Origin of the sequence: Mesorhizobium sp. M1D.F.Ca.ET.043.01.1.1 (genome assembly GCF_003952385.1) — a bacterium.
In the GTDB taxonomy this organism is placed as follows: Bacteria; Pseudomonadota; Alphaproteobacteria; order Rhizobiales; family Rhizobiaceae; genus Mesorhizobium.
The window spans coordinates 1,077,995-1,093,890 of record NZ_CP034444.1; the positions used below are offsets into that span (position 1 = coordinate 1,077,995).

Here is a 15,896-nt window from a genome sequence, read left to right on the forward strand (position 1 = left end):
TGGTTCAGCGGCAAGCATCGCAATAATGCCAGCAGGGGGAATTCGAACGGCCTCCATAACCTTTTGTTTACGAGCCTTTGACGACCTAAGTTTAGGCTTCGGGACCGGACCTTCAGCGTCCCTGCCTGCTGACAACGTGCTGGGGTAAGAAACAATGCCGACGGGGCGGCCTCATCTCTTCGCGCTTCTCAGCGCGGTCGTCGCGCTGATGCCGGGGATGGCAATCGGCGGCAGCGTCGACGTGCGCGTGACGGCGGCGATCCCCGTTCCCGAGGCGTACGCCTCGGGCGAGACGCAGCCCTCCCCGGCCAGCATAGCCCAGTTGAAGAGCGGCCTCGACGCCTTGGCCGCCAACAACATCGCCGGCGCCCGCAACGCGCGCGACACGCTGCCAGCCACCTCGCTCGACAAACATATCCTGGCCTGGGCGATCGCGCTCTATGGCGGCGGCCAGGTGCCGAGCGGCGAGATCGCCGACGCGGCCAAGATGCTGCCCGGATGGCCGGGCACGATCGCGCTGCGCAAGAACAGCGAACGCGCGCTCTATCGGGAGAACCCGCCGCCGCAAATTGTGATGCAGGCCTTCGGCCGCAGCCAACCGCTGACGCCGGAAGGGGTGATGACCCTCGCCCGTTCGCAGGTGGCGCTGGGCAATGCCGCGGCGGCGCGCGCGGTGCTGGTGCCTTTCTGGCGCAGCGAGAAGCTGGAAGCGAAGGACGAAACCGCTTTTATCAAGGAATTCGGCGCGCTGATCCCGGCGGCCGATCATCGTTACCGCATGGAGCGCATGTTCTATGCCGACAGGCCGGACTCGGCGCTGCGCGTCGCCGCCCTTGCCGGCGCCCAGCCAATGGCGGATGCCTGGGCGGCCGCCGACAGGGGCGACAAGAACACGGTGAAGCTGTTGAAGGCGGTGCCCGTGGGGCAGCGTTCGGCCGCCTATTTCTTCGCCGAGACCGAATATCTGCGCAAGCAGCAGAAGTTCGCGGAAGCCGCGGCGGTTCTGATGAAGGCGCCGACCGACCGCGACGCGCTGGTCGATCCCGATGCCTGGTGGGCGGAGCGCCGCGTTCTTTCGCGCGAGCTGGTCGACCAGGGCGACGTGAAAACCGCCTACAAAATAGTCTCCATGCATGCGTCAGAGAGCCCGGCAAGCGCCGCGGAAGCCGAATTCCATGCCGGCTGGTACGCGCTGCGCGGCCTGAACGACCCGGCGACCGCGGCCACGCATTTTTCGCGCATCGCAGACATGGCGCAGGGACCGGTGTCGCTGTCGCGCGCCTATTACTGGCTTGGCCGCGCCGCGGAAGTCGGCGGTCCGGGCAATGCCAAGGACTACTTCACCCGCGCGGCCGCTTACGGCACGACCTTCTATGGCCAGCTCGCCGGCGAGCGCGTGGGCTTGAGGACCCTCAACATCGCCTATCCCAAGCCCAGCGCCGCCGACCGCCAGAGCTTCGAGGGCCGCGAGGCGGTGAACGCGATCAAGCGGCTGCAGGAGGCGGGCTACGATCGCTACGCCGAAACGCTCTACCGCGACCTTGCGGGACAGCTGACCAGCCCCGGCGAGCTTGCGCTGCTGGCGGTGCTCGCCGAAAAGCAGGGCAATCATTTCATGGCGCTGAAGGTCGGCAAGATCGCCGCCCAGCGCGGCATCGATGTCGGCGCGCTGTCGCATCCGCTCGGCGTCATCCCCGATTCGGCCAATATCTCGGGCTCCGGCAAGGCGTTGGCCTATGCCATCGCCCGCCAGGAAAGCGAGTTCAACATCGGCGCGATTTCCAGCGCCGGCGCGCGCGGCCTTCTGCAATTGATGCCGGGCACCGCCAAGCAGCTGGCGAAGAAGGCCGGCATGACCTTCTCGCAGGCGCGGCTGACGACCGACGCCGGCTACAACGCGACACTCGGTTCAGCCTTCCTCGGCGAGCAGCTCGACCGCTTCAACGGCTCCTACGTGCTGACCTTCGCCGGCTACAATGCCGGCCCCAACCGCGCCGCCCAGTGGGTGGCGAAATACGGCGACCCGCGCGGCAGGGACGTGGATGCCGTCGTCGACTGGATCGAGAGGATTCCCTACACGGAAACAAGAGGTTACGTGCAACGCGTGATGGAGAATTACGAGGTCTACAAGATGCGTATTTCAGGCAAGTACGACATCGTCGGAGATCTGGTGAACGGGCGGAGTTGAGCGCCTCTCCTTCTCCCCTTGTGGGAGAAGGTGGCCGCGAAGCGGCCGGATGAGGGGTGTTCCAGCTTGGCAATGCCCTTTTCCAGCCAGGATATATGGCGACAGATCGCCGCCGCATTCCTTCCAGCACCCCTCATCCGTCTCGGCGCTGCGCGCCGATCCACCTTCTCCCACAAGGGGAGAAGGGAAAGCCTGCCATTTGACGACGCCTGCCCTCGCCTGTAGCTGTCGGTCACCTCAGCGAGGAGCAGCATCGCGATGTCGAACGACGACGGCTTTTCCGACTTCTTCTACGCCGCATCCGATGGGCTGAAGCTCCATGCGCGAATCTATAGCGAAACGAACACCGATGGCTGGCCTGTCGTCTGCCTGCCCGGCCTGACGCGCAATGCCCGCGACTTCCATGAGTTCGCCCTCTACCTTTCCAGCAAGGCGAAGGGACCGCGCAAGGTCATCGCTTTCGATTATCGCGGCCGTGGCCAGTCCGACTATGATCCCGACATCACCCACTATAATGTCGGCATCGAGGCCGGCGACGTGCTCGCTGGCTTGTCGGAGCTTGGCATCGCAGAGGCTGTCTTCATCGGCACCTCGCGCGGCGGCCTGATCATCCACGTGCTCGGCGCGTTGAAACCCGCCGTGCTGAAAGCGATTGTCCTCAACGACATCGGCCCGGTGATCGAGGCGCAAGGCCTCGCCCAAATCCGCGCCTACCTTGACCGTGCGCCGAAACCGAAGACATTCACCGAGGCGGTCGACGCTCAGCGGCGCGTGCATGGCGCCAGCTTTCCGGCACTTACCGATGCCGACTGGGCGCGGATGGTTAGCGCCATCTGCCGCGACACGGATGCCGGACTGGTACCGGATTTCGACCCGGCGCTGGTCGATACGGTGGCCGACGTCGACTTCAGCAAGCCGCTGCCGGACCTGTGGCCGCAATTCGACGCGCTTGCCGCCGTGCCGATGCTCGCCATCCGCGGCGACAATTCGAAGCTGTTGTCCGCCGCGACGCTCGAGGCGATGGGAAAGCGTCATCCCGGCATGGAGGCAATCACGGTCGAAGGCCAGGGACACGCGCCCTTCCTGGAAACCGGCAACCTGCCGCAGGAGATTGCCGATTTCCTCGATCGCGCTGAAGATAAGTCAAAATAAGTAAAGCCCGAGACTAACTCGGCCTCAGGCTCGTCGCTGAAATATAGTTTTTCGCTTGCGTGCCGGCGCGCGGCGTCCGCCTATTTGCCCTTCGAGCTCTTGCGACGCGCCTTCGCCGGCTCCGGTCCGCTCTCCTTGCGAGCGGCTTTGGGCGGCGACGACGTGGTCAACGGGGACGCAAAGACCGAGCTCTCCGCCGGGCGCGGCGCCTCGTCGGCGCGCGGTTTTTCGAGCACGACGACGCAACCGTCGAGGTCGTTGGTGGCGAGATGCGCGTAACGCATGGTCATCGACAACGTCTGGTGGCCGAGCCACATCTGCACACGCCGGATGTCGATGCCGCCCTGAACAAGTCGCGAAGCGCAAGTGTGGCGCAGGATATGCGGCACCACCTGCTCGTCGGCGCCGAGACCGACCTCGGCCTTCGCCTCGTTCCAGATGGCGCGGTACTGCGCCTGGCTGAGCTTGGTGAATGGGCCCTTCGGCCGGCGGCCTTCGGTCGTCGGCGGCAGCTTTATCACTTCCTTGACGCGTTCGGTCATCGGGATGGTGCGGCTGCGGCCGGATTTGGTGATCCAGAAGGAGACGCGATGTTCCTGGATGTCGTTCCAGATCAGCCCGAGCGCCTCGCCGAGGCGGCAGCCGGTATCGACCAGAAAGACCGAAAGCCTGTAGGCATCCTCGCTGCGGCTCCTGATGGCGGCGAACAGCCTTGCTTCTTCGTCCCTTTCGAGGAAACGAATCCGTCCCGCCCGCTCCTTCTGGCGGCGGAACTCGGGCAGGCTGTGGATATCTCCCATCTTATGAGCCTTGCGCAGCAGCTTGCTGAGTGCAGCCATCTTGCGATTGATGGTTGCGTTGCTGTTCCCGCGCTGACGCAAGGTACCGATAAGATTGTCCAGGGTGTTCTGGTCAAAGGTGCTGAAACGCTCTCCCAGAAGGATCTCGTCTATTTCACCGATGAACGAGCTGACATTGTATTTATGCCGCCCATCATCCCAGAGTATGTCCCGGTATGCTGTAAAGAGCTCACTGACCCTGTACGATCTTACTTCTCTGATCTTGTTGTAGGTGTACCTAAACTTCGAATTCTGAGAAGAAAATACCGCAAATTGACCAGAGGGCTCCCCCTCTTGAATCGCTTCGTTCGACATTTTTAGCCACACCCCCTGTGGTTAAGCCTTCAGCCCTAACCGTTCGGAGATGTCCTTTCAAGAGTTTTCGAATCTTGCAGCCGACCACATCCGCCAGTGGCGGATCCCACAAAGTCGCTCCACAGACCCGATCAGCTTACCGTTTCACCCCCATCCTTTCGTTTGCCTCGACCAATCGCGAAAACAAAAACGGCCCGGGCGTTGATGCGCCCGGGCCGGATTTCAGATGTAGCAGTCCAGCCCTTAGAAGGAGCGCTGGAAGCGGAGCATGCCACCGATGGCGTCGTCGCCACTAGCAATACCGGTCCAGTTGTGATTCGTGCCAAGGGTATCGGGATCGCCGATTTTGCCTGCATTGACGTAGTCAACTTCGGCCGTAACCGTGAGGCCGGGAACGATGTCGTAGGCGATGTTGGCGGCGATGCCGAGGTTCTCACCTTCGTCATACGACACCTGAGCGTTGAACGAGGTCTTCTCGTTGAACTTGTAGGTGCCACCGCCCCAGACTGCCCAGTTGCCGTCCCACTGCTTGTAGAAGCCGCGGCCACCAGCCGGGAGCGCATACGTCGGGTCACTGTAGTTGTCATCGGTGCCGTAGCCGCCGATGATGAACAGCGAGATCGCGTCGTTGACGTTGACGTCCAAGCGGACCTTGCCGGCAACTTCTTCATAGTTGCTGTCGTAGGCAATGACGCCGGTGATGGCGCCCCAGCCTTGGGTCCACTTCACGCCGCCGACGACATGCGGAACATAGCTGTCGATCGTGCCCACGCCGTACTGACCAAAAGTACCGTCGCCCGCGCCTTCTTCGAGCGAGATCACGGCCGAGAACCCGTTGCCGGCGTCGAAGTAGTACTGGACGACGTTGGTGTCGAAGTCGCCGTACGGAACCAGCGTATCCTGGATGACGTTGCCGGCATAGCCGATGAACGTGTTGAAGGCCGATTCGTCCTTACCGACGCGCAGGCCACCGAGCTGGATCCAGGCGAAGTTCAGCGACACCGTGTCGCCGTTGCCGGCCGGATTGCCATAGAAGGTAGCGTAGCGGTTGTTGTTCTGGAAGTTGAAGCGGGTCTCGGTGTAGGTCTTCAACGTGCCGAGCTCGGTTTCCTGACCGGTCCAGGTCTTCAGCGCGAAGCGAGCGTGCTTAAAGAAAGTGTCCTGCGTGTCGCCATCCTTCACGTCACGGGACTCCGCGCCGTCGAACGAACCGACGTCGCCAACGCCGATGTCGTAACGGACATAGCCGCCGATGCGCAGGCAGGTCTCGGTGCCGGGGATGTAGAAGTAGCCCGAACCGTACACGTCGCAGATCTTGACGTATTCAGCCGGTTCCGGCTCGGCGACGGTCACCGCGTCGGCGGCGCGGGCGCCCGAAACTGCGATCAGGGCCGCAGCTGAGCCGAGAAGAAGGCTCTTGATGTTCATTTTCTGACCTCCAGTCAAAAGTTAAAAAACGGGTCTGGGTATTTTTTGCTGAAGGACAGCGTTCCCTGCCCCATCCCCACTTACCGAAAAAGATGCGCACCGCGCCGCTCCTTCGAACGTGACCTTTACCCAGGCGGCGGCGGCGTTCAACCATGATCGTATCGGCGAAAGCCCCATCCGGGCGCTATCCCCGGACGTTGTTGCACAAATGACACGATTTGGCCTCACTCCGAAAGTTCTCATTAACCAATAAGGCCTTGCAGCCCGTCGAATCCGGCGATGGGCGGCCGAAATTGCGGCGCCAGCTGCGAGTCGCCGGGCAGGGAATCGCCATGGAATCGCCGCATGGCTCCGCCCGCCTGGCTGCACCATGCCGAATTTTCGGCGATAATAGCGCCGGCTTGTTGATTGTGCCGGCGCTTTTCTTTATCCCAGCGGCGCGACGGAGAGGTGGCCGAGTGGTCGAAGGCGCTCCCCTGCTAAGGGAGTAGAGGTCAAAAGCTTCTCGTGGGTTCGAATCCCATCCTCTCCGCCATCCTGCTTCGCTCTCCGAGCTACGCAGGACAAGCTCCAACCGTTCGTGCGAAGCAGGATGGCGGAGAGGATGCCCTCCGAAGCCTTGGCGAAGGAGGGCCGGTCCGTGTGGTACGTCTATCTGCTTGAGAGCGAGGCTTTGGAAGGCGAGCGCTATATCGGCATAACGTCCGATTTGAAGAAGCGGATTGCCGATCACAACGCCGGAAAGTCCAGTCACACTTCCAAATTTCTCCCCTGGCGAATCGTGACCTACGTGGCCTTTTCAAGCCGAGCAAAGGCGACTTCATTCGAGCGCTATCTCAAATCGGGATCCGGACACGCGTTCGCCAGCAAACGCCTTTGGTAGGATTCACCAGAGCAAAAAATGTAGCAATAGCAAAGCACTGGCAGTGATGGCCGTCGAATGAACTCGGCCCTTCCGTTCGATTCTGACTGGAGGTCAGAAAATGAACATCAAGAGCCTTCTTCTCGGCTCAGCTGCGGCCCTGATCGCAGTTTCGGGCGCCCGCGCCGCCGACGCGGTGACCGTCGCCGAGCCGGAACCGGCTGAATACGTCAAGATCTGCGACGTGTACGGCTCGGGCTATTTCTACATCCCCGGCACCGAGACCTGCCTGCGCATCGGCGGCTATGTCCGCTACGACATCGGCGTCGGCGACGTCGGCTCGTTCGACGGCGCGAGGTCGTTCGACCACCAGGACGGCGACGACCAGGCCACCTGGTACAAGAACACCCGCTTCACGCTGAAGACCTGGACCGGCCAGGAAACCGAGCTCGGCACGTTGAAGACCTACACCGAGACCCGCTTCAACTTCGGCAACCGCAACGGCTACGGGGCCTTCAGCACCGATGGCGATCCGATCGGCAATCCCGCCGGCAACAAGAACGTTTCGCTGAACTTCGCCTGGATCCAGCTCGGTGGGCTGCGCGTCGGCAAGGACGAATCGGCCTTCGATACGTTCATCGGCTACGCCGGCAACGTCATCCAGGATACGCTGGTTCCCTACGGCGACTTCGACACCAACGTCGTCCAGTACTACTTCGACGCCGGCAACGGCTTCTCGGCCGTGGTCTCGCTCGAAGAAGGTTCGGGCGTCGTCGGCACCATCGACAGCTACGTTCCGCATGTGGTCGGCGGCGTGAAGTGGACTCAAGGGTGGGGCGCCATCACCGGCGTCGTGGCTTACGACAGCAACTACGAGGAAGTCGCCGGCAAGGTCCGCCTGGACGTCAACGTCAACGACCAGATCTCGCTGTTCGGCATGTTCGGCTACGGCAGCGACGACAACCTCAACGACCCGACCTATGCCATCCCGGCCGGTGACCGCGGCTTCTACAAGATCTGGGGCGGCAACTGGGCGTTCTGGGCCGGCGGCACCTACAAGTTCAACGAGAAGACCTCGTTCAATCTCCAGGTGTCGGGTGACCAGGACAAGAACTATGGGGTCGCCGCGAACGTCGCCTACGACATCGTTCCCGGCTTCACGGTCACCGCCGAAGTCGACTACGATCACTTCGGCAAGTTCGACGAGTGGACCGCCGACCCCACCTCGACCGTCAACTTCACTGGCGCCAACAAGAAAAACAGCGTCGGCGGCCTGCTCCGCTTCCAGCGCTCGTTCTAATGGGCTCTGCCTGATTGAATCGAAAACCCGGCGGGCGACCGCCGGGTTTTTTGTGTGGGTGGCCATTAGATCAAGTTGCTGCGACAGCACTGAATGCCTGACGGGCTATCATCCGCTGGAGTCGGATCGCAGACTGAAGCTAAGCTCAGGTGTCGGCCAGATCTCCCAACGCTTCGATCAGGGGCTGGATTTCGCTTTCGTAGTTCTTCCATCGCTTGACCGACGACTTGTAGATCGGCTGGCGGACCTGCCAATTGCTATAGGTGTTTACTGAGCCAGCCCTGTCAAAAAAACGCAAGCAGGCTTCGTCCCAGGGCAGCCCGAGATAATCGATCAAGCGGTGCGACTGCTCCTCTTGATTTTCAATCAATGTCTCATACCGGTTTTCAAAGATGCGCCCCGGAAGGACCTTGCTCCAGTGCCGCATCAGGCGATCGTATTCCCGGTAGTAGAGTCCAAGAGTCTGAAGATCGCCGCTGTAGCTATGCGCCTCGTTGAACTGCAGGACGAAGCAGGAGATGCAATTGTCGATGGCATCGCGGCGGCAATGAATGATGCGCGCATTCGGAAACAGAATGCCGATCAGGCCAATCTGCTCGAAATTGTGAGGCATCTTGTCGACGATCCGAAGCGCCTCGGGAGCACGCTCGCGCAGATAGGCGAGATGCCCGTCGGCCAGCGTTCTGGTCAGTTCGGGCGTCATCGCGGCGATCGATTTGCCGAGGTCTGGGTTGGAGCGATCATTCAGGCCAAGCCCACTGGCAGTTCGTGCAAGCTTGCTGAGCTCGCCGGCGCCGTGGACGCCAGGATGACTGGCGCAAATCTGCTCGGTCAGCGTCGTGCCGGAGCGAGGCATGCCAACGACGAATACAGGCGCCTCCGAGCGATTGCCGAAAGCGGCCATTGAAGCCACCAATTCCGGTGTGAAGGTCTCGATCGTGGCATCGACCCAGCGACGGTGCGCTTCCAGATCGAATTTACCAGTTCCGTATTGATTGCCTTGCTTGAAATGATCCATCGCCCCCCGGTAGCGACGAAGGTCGTTGAGCACCTTGCCGGCGGCGTGATGGAGTGGTGGCGCTCCCTTCGATCCATGTTCCGGGCTCTGAAGCTCGGTCAGGATTTCAGCCAGCTCCGGCGGCTCTTCAAGGTATTTGCGTGTGTGCACAAGTGCATTGTACGCAGCCGGCACCGCAATGCGCCGTTCTATCGCCGCTTTCAGATGAACCGCCGCTTCGTCCATTCGGCCGAGGCTTGCAAGCGCGCGGGGGAGCCCTAGGCGGGCTACAGGATGATCCTCGTTGATCCTGAGCGCCTTCTCGAAGAGCGGCAGCGCCAACTCCCCCTTGTCAAAAGAATTGTAAGCGTCGCCCAAGGCGCAAATCGCTTCCACCAGATCCGGCTTCAGAGCCAGGGCGTGCTTGATATGCTCGATCGCCGGCGAAAATTCGCTGAGCTGCAAATAGGTTTCACCGAGGCTAAGGTGGTAATATGGATTTTGCGGTTCCTCGGCGACCGCGCGGGCAAAGTACCGCAAGGCCTTCTCGTTGTCGTATCCGATGCCGAGGGTTCCCAGGATGTAGAAAGCCAAAGGATGGTTTGGCGTACGAGCCAGAACCTTGAGGCAGAGTTCCTCGGCCTCCGGCAATTGCTTGGCTTTCTGCAGCTCGAGCGCCTGCCTCAACAGCATATCGTCGGCCTGATTACTGGACGGGATGGCCTTCGGCTGGGCTTTGGGTGATACAGCTTTCGGCGATACCGCCCTCGCCGAGGGCTGCGTCTTGAGGTGCTTTGCCCAGGCGGGCGGCAATCGATTGCTCATTCCTGCCTCGCTAGCAAAAGCCGCAGGCAGAATCCAGCCATACGTCGTCCGCCTCGAACTCGGGGCCGACAGCAAGCATCCGCCGCGACGTTCACCAAGCCCATGTAAGCGGCAAACATCCAAAAGCTGGCGGCCGGCTGCCGGTCAAGCCAGGCCATTCAGCTTTTCAACCAACTTGCACCCACCCTTCGCCCGCGCTAGCAAGAACCTCCTCTCAAACCGAGCCCATACCATGCGCCTTCGCCCTCCCCTTACGCCGATCGTCGGCGCGCTTCCCACCACGGTGCCGTTCGTCGGGCCGGAGGCGCAGGAGCGCGAGCGCGGGCGGCCTTTCCGCGCCCGCATCGGCGCCAATGAAAGCAGTTTTGGGCCCTCGCCGCGCGTCATTGCCCGCATGGAGAGCGTCGCCCGCGACCAGTGGATGTATTGCGACCCCGACAATTACGAGTTGAAGGTCGCGGCGGCCGCGCATCACAATGTCGGTCTCGAGAACGTGGTGGTGGGCGAAGGCATTGACGGACTGCTCGGCCTCGTCGCGCGCATGTATGTCGCGCCGGGCGACGCCGTGGTGACCTCGCTCGGCGCCTATCCCACCTTCAACTTCCACATAGCCGGCGTCGGCGGCCGCCTGGTGACGGTTCCCTACGCCAACGACAAAGAGGACCTCGACGGGCTGCTCGCCGCCGTTGCCAAGGAGAAGGCGCCGCTGGTCTATCTTTCCAATCCGGACAATCCAATGGGAAGCTGGTGGGAGGCGCCGGACGTCGTGCGCTTCATCGAGGCGCTGCCGGAAACCACCATGCTGGTGCTGGACGAAGCCTATGGCGAGTTGGGGCCACCCTCGGCGCTGCCGCCGATCGATGTTTCGCGGCCGAATGTCGTGCGCATGCGCACCTTCTCCAAGGCTTACGGACTGGCCGGCATTCGCTGCGGCTATGCGGTGGCCGAGCGCGAGGTGATCCGCGACTTCGAGAAGATCCGCAACCATTACGGCGTCAGCCGCATGGCGCAGATCGCCGGCCTGGAGGCGCTTGCCGACCAGGATCATCTGCATTCGGTGGTGGCGCGCGCGGCGGCCGGGCGCCAGCGCATTGCGACCATTGCCGAGCAGAACGGCCTGACGCCGCTGCCGTCAGCCACCAATTTCGTCACCATCGATTGCGGCCGCGACGGCGCCTTCGCGCTGAAGGTGATGCAGGCGCTGCTGTCGCGCGACGTGTTCATCCGCAAGCCGATGGCGCCGATCCTCGACCGCTGCATCCGTGTCAGTGTCGGCCTCGAACACGAGCTCGATATCTTCGCCGAGGAATTGCCGGGCGCACTGGCGACGGCAAGGGGGAATTAGGGCGGGCTCGTCGGGCGAAGAGCGGTCCTATAAGAGCGGGCGAAGGAACGCAGCCGAGCCTTTCTTCGACCCATGTCCGCATTCCGCAAGCCCGTTGCATTTGTCAGGTCCTGCACCAGATTCGCTTGAGGGACGGAGAAATCGATGGCCGAGCGGAAAAGAGTCGTGCGGGCGCGCATAAGCGGCATGGTGCAAGGCGTGAGCTACCGAGTGTGGACGCACGGCGAAGCCATGCGTCTTGGCGTGACGGGCTGGGTGCGCAACGAGGCCGACGGCTCGGTGACAGCACTCATCGCCGGCGCCGATGCCTCGGTCGACGCCATGATCGACCGCCTTTGGCAGGGCCCGCGGGGCGCGCTGGTCTCGGCCGTCGAGGTCGAGGAGGCAGCTGACGACGCGCCTGCAGACTTCAGGATTGTCGACTAGGCCAGCGAAAGCTGCTTGCGACATTGCGGCCCTTGAATTAATTGAACGTTCGTTTTATTAACCCTCGCACAGAGGCGAACATGGCGCGCACTACAGGTTCCGACGGCGAAAGAACCGAGGCGGCAGTCCGCGATGCGGCGGTCAGCCTGATCGCGCGGCTGGGCTATGAGGCGATGTCGATGCGGCAGCTAGCGGCGGAGGTCGGCGTGCAGGCGGCGGCGCTCTATCGCTATTTCCCGACCAAGGAGGACCTGCTGTTCACGCTGATGCGAGAGCATATGGAAGGCCTGCGCAAGGCCTGGGACGCGGCGAGGCCGGCGCGAGAGGATCCGGTCGCCCGACTTGGCGCCTATGTCGAGAACCACATCGCCTTCCATATCGAGCGGCGCCACGCCACCCATGTCTCGAACATGGAGCTGCGCAGCCTCTCGCATGAGCGGCTGACGCAGATCCTCAAGCTGCGCGCGGCCTATGAGAAGGAATTGCGCGCGATCCTGCGCGATGGTGTGGAGGCCGAAGTCTTCGAGATCGACGATGTCGGGCTCACCGCCATGGCGCTGATCCAGATGATGACCGGGGTGATCGTCTGGTTCCGGCCGGGCGAGCGGCTGTCGATTGATGAAGTCACCACGACATATCTTTCCATGACAATGCGGCTCGTCGGCGCGAAGATCGCCGACAGCGCCGCGCGTTCCTTCGGACGCGCAAAGGACGCTGTCGCATTTTGATTTTCGCCCACGATCCGAAAATCGAAGGCGATTTTCGGGGTCATGCGCCAGGGAGGAAGGCCATGTACACAAATACGCTCAGCTTCGGGCTCGACGCTGATGTCGAAGCGTTGCGCGATACCGTAAGGCGCTTCGCCCAGGACAGGATCGCGCCGATCGCGGCCGAGATCGATCGTTCCAACGAGTTCCCGGCGCATCTGTGGGGCGAACTCGGCGCGCTCGGCCTGCTCGGCATCACCGCCGACCCCGATTTCGGCGGCAGCGGCATGGGCTATCTCGCGCATGTCGTGGCGATGGAGGAGATCTCGCGTGCGTCGGCCTCGGTCGGCCTTTCCTACGGCGCACATTCCAATCTCTGCGTCAACCAGATCAATCGCTGGGCAACGCCGGCGCAGAAGGAGAAGTACCTGCCTCCGCTCTGCAGCGGCGAAAGCGTTGGCGCGCTGGCGATGTCGGAACCAGGTGCCGGCTCCGACGTGGTGTCGCTACGCCTGCGCGCCGAAAAGCGCAACGACCGCTATGTGCTCAACGGCTCGAAAATGTGGATCACCAACGGGCCGGACGCCGAGACGCTGGTGGTCTACGCCAAAACCGATCCGGAGCGGCAGTCGCGCGGCATCACCGCCTTCATCATCGAGAGGACCTTCGCCGGTTTTTCGGTGGCGCAGAAACTCGACAAGCTCGGCATGCGCGGCTCCAACACCGGCGAGCTCGTGTTCGAGAATGTCGAGGTGCCGTTCGAGAATGTGCTGCACGAGGAAGGGCGCGGCGTCGAGGTGCTGATGTCGGGCCTCGACTATGAGCGCGCGGTGCTTTCCGGCGGGCCGATCGGGCTGATGGCGGCCTGCCTCGACGTGGCGGTGCCTTATGTGCATGAGCGCAAGCAGTTCGGCCAGCCGATCGGCAGTTTTCAGCTGGTGCAGGGCAAGCTCGCCGACATGTACACGACGATGAACGCCGCCCGCGCCTACGTCTACGCCGTGGCCGCCGCCTGCGACCGCGGCGAGACCACGCGCAAGGACGCCGCCGGCTGTGTGCTGTTCGCGGCCGAGAAGGCGACGCAGATGGCGCTCGATGCCATCCAGTTGCTCGGCGGCAATGGCTATATCAACGACTATCCCACGGGGCGGCTTTTGCGCGACGCCAAGCTCTACGAGATCGGCGCCGGCACCAGCGAAATCCGCCGTTGGCTTATCGGGCGTGAGATCATGGCGGAGGGGGTGTGATGGTCCCCTCCGCCATCTCAGCCGAAGGCCTTGGGCAGGTCGTCGGTCGGCTTGGCGACGATCTGATGCGCATCGCGCCACAGAATCTCGCGCTGGCGCGCCGACGTTATCGGCCGCACTGGCAAGCCGCCCTCCTCGATCAGCCAGGCGCAATAACGCGCGCGGCTGATCGCCTCCCTGGCGTCCGGATGAAACCAGCAGACGCCCCAGATCGAATTCCGGCGCTTGAAATGCCGGCCAACCCGGCCAGGAATGGGCAAATGCCGATTGAACCAGTCGAACTGATCCTCCAGTTCGTCATGGATCCAGTCCGGGCAGCCGTTCCGGTACAGATACCAGGACGCATGGAAAAAGCCGGTCTCCACCCGGCTCTTCGGATGGATCAGCGGCGTTACAAACCGCAAATACATTGTGACGCCCACAGCGCTTGCGGGCGCCGTGTTCCTCTTGCTCAAATTCGGGACGTGGAAAGCCGCCCTTCGGCGGCGTCAGGCCATGGCCGAAGGGAGACATCTGGTGAAACGCATATCCATGCCTTTCATCGTCGCCTCCTGAGGGTGTCACTACTAAAAAGGATGCCATGCTTGGCGCGCGGCATCCGGGCGCGGGCTGTTACACTGGTTCCGTCGCGGCATCAAGAGGTGTGAGGAACAACGTGGCCACATTGCAATCCCAAATCTCCCCCGCCTCCGACACCTTCCGCGCCAATGCCGAGCGCATGCGGGCGCTGGTCGCGGATATCGCCGAGAAGGCTGCAAGCATCGAGCGCGGCGGCTCGGACGAGGCGCGCGAGCGCCACCAGGGCCGCGGCAAGCTGTTGCCCCGCGAACGGCTGGCGCAACTGCTCGACACCGGCTCGCCCTTCCTCGAGGTCGGCCAGTTCGCGGCATGGTCGATGTATGGCGAGGACATCCCGTCGGCAGGCATCATCACCGGCATCGGCCGCGTCGAAGGCAGGGAGGTGATGGTCGTCGTCAACGACGCCACGGTGAAGGGCGGCACCTATTATCCCGTGACGGTGAAGAAGCATCTGCGCGCCCAGGAGATCGCGCTGCAGAACAATCTGCCTTGCGTCTACCTGGTCGACAGCGGCGGCGCCAATCTGCCCAACCAGGACGAGGTGTTTCCGGACCGCGAGCATTTCGGCCGCATCTTCTACAACCAGGCCAACATGTCGGCGGCCGGCATCCCGCAGATCGCCTGCGTCATGGGTTCCTGCACAGCCGGCGGCGCCTACGTGCCGGCGATGTCGGACGAGACGATCATGGTGCGCAACCAGGCAACCATTTTTCTGGGCGGCCCGCCGCTGGTGAAGGCCGCCACCGGCGAGGATGTCAGCGCCGAGGAGCTCGGCGGCGCCGATGTCCACACCAGGCTTTCGGGCGTCGCCGACCACTATGCGATGGACGACGAGCATGCGCTGGCCATTTGCCGGCGTATCATCAAGAACCTGAATCGGAACAAGGCCGTAAGCCTGAACTTACAGAAACCTGTGCCACCGCTTCACGATCCGCATGAACTTTATGGCATCGTGCCGACGGACCTGCGCCAGCCCTATGACGTGCGCGAGGTGATCGCTCGTCTTGTCGACGGTTCCGAGTTCGATGAGTTCAAGCAGAACTACGGCACCACTTTGGTCACCGGCTTTGCCCATCTCTACGGCATGCCGGTCGGCATCCTCGGCAACAATGGCGTGCTCTTTTCCGAAAGCGCACTGAAAGGCGCGCATTTCATCGAGCTCTGCTGCCAGCGCGGCATTCCGCTTATCTTCCTGCAGAACATCACCGGCTTCATGGTCGGGCGGAAGTACGAGGCCGGCGGCATCGCCAAGGACGGCGCCAAGCTGGTCACGGCGGTCGCAACCGCACGCGTGCCCAAGCTTACGGTCATCATCGGCGGCTCCTTCGGCGCCGGCAATTACGGCATGTGCGGTCGCGCCTATTCGCCCCGCTTCCTGTGGATGTGGCCGAACGCGCGCATCTCGGTGATGGGCGGCGAGCAGGCGGCGACCGTGCTCGCCATGGTCAAGCGCGAAGGCATCGAGCGCAAGGGCGGTGAATGGAGCGCCGAGGAGGAAGCAAAGTTCAAGAAGCCGATCCTGATGAAATACGAGCATGAGGGCCACCCGCTCTATTCCTCGGCAAGGCTCTGGGACGACGGCATCATCGATCCTGTCAGGACGCGCGAGGTGCTGGCGCTGAGCCTCTCGGCGGCGCTCAATGCCGGCATCGAGGAGACGAGGTTCGGCGTGTTCAGGATGTGACG

13 protein-coding genes and 1 tRNA gene are annotated in these 15,896 nt (G+C 62.6%); 10 read left to right on the forward strand and 4 right to left on the reverse strand.

All coding sequences use genetic code 11. The annotated features are described in order from the left end of the window. The first annotated feature begins 154 nt into the window (after positions 1-154). Together EJ067_RS05660 and EJ067_RS05670 are read left to right on the forward strand one after the other, a co-directional pair. Entirely contained in the window at positions 155-2,188 is a 2,034-nt protein-coding gene (locus EJ067_RS05660; RefSeq protein WP_126085059.1) for a lytic transglycosylase domain-containing protein, read from the forward strand. A 258-nt stretch (positions 2,189-2,446) separates the two neighbouring features. Continuing rightward, entirely contained in the window at positions 2,447-3,340 is an 894-nt protein-coding gene (locus tag EJ067_RS05670; protein ID WP_126085061.1) for an alpha/beta hydrolase, read from the forward strand. A gap of 80 nt (positions 3,341-3,420) precedes the next feature. On the opposite strand, the gene EJ067_RS05675 is transcribed toward EJ067_RS05670, so the two are convergent. Continuing rightward, positions 3,421-4,494: a site-specific integrase gene (locus EJ067_RS05675; protein WP_126085062.1), complete on the reverse strand. Its 1,074-nt coding sequence runs from the start codon at positions 4,492-4,494 to the stop codon at positions 3,421-3,423. Between the two features lie 243 nt (positions 4,495-4,737). Next, a complete protein-coding gene (locus EJ067_RS05680) occupies positions 4,738-5,922 on the reverse strand; it encodes a porin (protein ID WP_126085063.1) in 1,185 nt (394 codons plus the stop codon). Between the two features lie 444 nt (positions 5,923-6,366). On the opposite strand from EJ067_RS05680, the gene EJ067_RS05685 reads away from it, so the two are divergent. The 3 genes from EJ067_RS05685 to EJ067_RS05695 all read left to right on the forward strand — a co-directional run bounded on the left by EJ067_RS05685 (position 6,367) and on the right by EJ067_RS05695 (position 8,084). Further along, a tRNA-Ser gene (locus tag EJ067_RS05685) sits at positions 6,367-6,457 on the forward strand. A gap of 105 nt (positions 6,458-6,562) precedes the next feature. Continuing rightward, a complete protein-coding gene (locus EJ067_RS05690; protein WP_126085064.1) occupies positions 6,563-6,805 on the forward strand; it encodes a GIY-YIG nuclease family protein in 243 nt (80 codons plus the stop codon). Positions 6,806-6,905: 100 nt separating this feature from the next. Further along, positions 6,906-8,084, forward strand: a complete 1,179-nt coding sequence (locus EJ067_RS05695; RefSeq protein ID WP_126085065.1) for a porin — start codon at positions 6,906-6,908, stop codon at positions 8,082-8,084. A gap of 145 nt (positions 8,085-8,229) precedes the next feature. Here the strand turns inward: EJ067_RS05695 and EJ067_RS05700 are convergent, their stop codons facing one another. Then, a complete protein-coding gene (locus tag EJ067_RS05700; RefSeq protein ID WP_126085066.1) occupies positions 8,230-9,906 on the reverse strand; it encodes a tetratricopeptide repeat-containing sulfotransferase family protein in 1,677 nt (558 codons plus the stop codon). 232 nt (positions 9,907-10,138) lie between these two features. On the opposite strand from EJ067_RS05700, the gene EJ067_RS05705 reads away from it, so the two are divergent. The 4 genes from EJ067_RS05705 to EJ067_RS05720 all read left to right on the forward strand — a co-directional run bounded on the left by EJ067_RS05705 (position 10,139) and on the right by EJ067_RS05720 (position 13,631). Beyond that, complete coding sequence (locus EJ067_RS05705) at positions 10,139-11,251, forward strand: pyridoxal phosphate-dependent aminotransferase (RefSeq protein ID WP_126085067.1); 1,113 nt, start codon at positions 10,139-10,141, stop codon at positions 11,249-11,251. Between the two features lie 144 nt (positions 11,252-11,395). Beyond that, complete coding sequence (locus EJ067_RS05710) at positions 11,396-11,677, forward strand: acylphosphatase (protein ID WP_126085068.1); 282 nt, start codon at positions 11,396-11,398, stop codon at positions 11,675-11,677. A gap of 80 nt (positions 11,678-11,757) precedes the next feature. Next, entirely contained in the window at positions 11,758-12,405 is a 648-nt protein-coding gene (locus EJ067_RS05715) for a TetR/AcrR family transcriptional regulator (protein ID WP_126085069.1), read from the forward strand. Positions 12,406-12,467: 62 nt separating this feature from the next. Then, the gene (locus EJ067_RS05720; RefSeq protein ID WP_126085070.1) at positions 12,468-13,631 is read left to right on the forward strand and encodes an isovaleryl-CoA dehydrogenase; all 1,164 of its coding nucleotides are present in this window, start codon (positions 12,468-12,470) and stop codon (positions 13,629-13,631) included. A 17-nt stretch (positions 13,632-13,648) separates the two neighbouring features. Here EJ067_RS05720 and EJ067_RS05725 read toward each other — a convergent pair whose 3' ends face one another. After that, positions 13,649-14,041 (reverse strand): hypothetical protein, encoded by a 393-nt coding sequence (locus EJ067_RS05725; protein WP_126085071.1) that lies wholly within the window; start codon positions 14,039-14,041, stop codon positions 13,649-13,651. A 245-nt stretch (positions 14,042-14,286) separates the two neighbouring features. On the opposite strand from EJ067_RS05725, the gene EJ067_RS05730 reads away from it, so the two are divergent. Further along, complete coding sequence (locus EJ067_RS05730; protein WP_126085072.1) at positions 14,287-15,894, forward strand: carboxyl transferase domain-containing protein; 1,608 nt, start codon at positions 14,287-14,289, stop codon at positions 15,892-15,894. Positions 15,895-15,896 lie beyond the last annotated feature (2 nt).